The organism is Sedimentibacter sp. B4 (assembly GCF_000309315.1).
GTDB classification, from domain to species: domain Bacteria; phylum Bacillota; class Clostridia; order Tissierellales; family Sedimentibacteraceae; genus Sedimentibacter; species Sedimentibacter saalensis.
The window spans coordinates 1-1,157 of sequence record NZ_CANG01000952.1 but is presented as its reverse complement, the minus strand read 5'-3'; the positions used below and the strand labels follow the sequence as shown (position 1 = coordinate 1,157).

At 44.3% G+C, this 1,157-nt stretch carries 8 tRNA genes; all 8 read left to right on the top strand.

Annotated elements, in window-relative coordinates:
• Window positions 1-56 precede the first annotated feature (56 nt).
• Window positions 57-131: transfer RNA gene (locus BN358_RS17925), tRNA-Asn, on the top strand.
• A 45-nt stretch (window positions 132-176) separates the two neighbouring features.
• Window positions 177-252 (top strand) — tRNA-Met (locus BN358_RS17920).
• An 11-nt stretch (window positions 253-263) separates the two neighbouring features.
• A tRNA-Glu gene (locus BN358_RS17915) sits at window positions 264-338 on the top strand.
• A 30-nt stretch (window positions 339-368) separates the two neighbouring features.
• Window positions 369-444, top strand: a tRNA-Val gene (locus BN358_RS17910).
• Window positions 445-469: 25 nt separating this feature from the next.
• Window positions 470-546: transfer RNA gene (locus BN358_RS17905), tRNA-Asp, on the top strand.
• 141 nt (window positions 547-687) lie between these two features.
• A tRNA-Thr gene (locus BN358_RS17900) sits at window positions 688-763 on the top strand.
• A gap of 23 nt (window positions 764-786) precedes the next feature.
• A tRNA-Tyr gene (locus tag BN358_RS17895) sits at window positions 787-871 on the top strand.
• A gap of 5 nt (window positions 872-876) precedes the next feature.
• Window positions 877-951: transfer RNA gene (locus tag BN358_RS17890), tRNA-Gly, on the top strand.
• Window positions 952-1,157 lie beyond the last annotated feature (206 nt).

Genomic DNA, 1,157 nt, shown 5'->3' with positions numbered 1-1,157 from the left:
ATGTAAATTTGTGAATTAGATTGCAAGCTACATAATGGATTCAATATCCAGGTTGTTCCGAGGTAGCTCAATGGTGGAGCAACCGGCTGTTAACCGGTAGGTCGTGGGTTCGAGCCCCACCCTCGGAGCCAAAATACATGATAATAGGGCCACTTAATTGGCAACACGATTATCGTCGCGGGATAGAGCAGTTGGAAGCTCGTCGGGCTCATAACCCGGAGGCCGTTGGTTCGAATCCAGCTCCCGCTACCAAAAAAAATTAAGGCCCTATGGTCAAGCGGTTAAGACACCGCCCTTTCACGGCGATAACCCGGGTTCGAATCCCGGTAGGGTCACCATTTAAATTAGAATAAAAAAGAAACAAGCATGGGAGCTTAGCTCAGTTGGGAGAGCATCTGCCTTACAAGCAGGGGGTCATAGGTTCGAGCCCTATAGTTCCCACCATTTAAATAATTACATTAAAAATTGCGGCCTGGTAGTTCAGTTGGTTAGAATGCCAGCCTGTCACGCTGGAGGTCGAGGGTTCGAGCCCCTTCCAGGTCGCCAATAAATACATGCTGGTGTAGCTCAATCGGTATAAGCAGGGAGCCCAAATCGTGGTTTTAGATTTGGTGCGAGTCGCTTAGTCCGTGTGATGAGAGTAATAAAGTCACAAGAGTACATTATTGCGGTAAAAAGTAAATACATGCTGGTGTAGCTCAATCGGTAGAGCAACTGACTTGTAATCAGTAGGTTGAGGGTTCAAGTCCTTTCACCAGCTCCATTAACTAAATATAAAATTATTGAGGAAGAGTTCCCGAGTGGCTAAAGGGGACGGACTGTAAATCCGTTGGCACCGCCTTCATTGGTTCGAATCCAATCTCTTCCACCAATTTTGCGGAAGTGGCTCAGTGGTAGAGCATCGCCTTGCCAAGGCGAGGGTCGCGAGTTCGAATCTCGTCTTCCGCTCCAAAAAATTTAATTCATAGAATTAAAAAATGGGATTGACATATTAATATAATATGTTATAAACTAAATAAGAATCATATTATTATGCGGGTGTAGCTCAATGGTATAAGCAGAGAGCCCAAATCAAGATTTTCGATTTGGTGCGAATCGCTTAGTCAGGGAGAGTATGACTCACATGAATTAGAAAAAACAAATATCATATTACATTA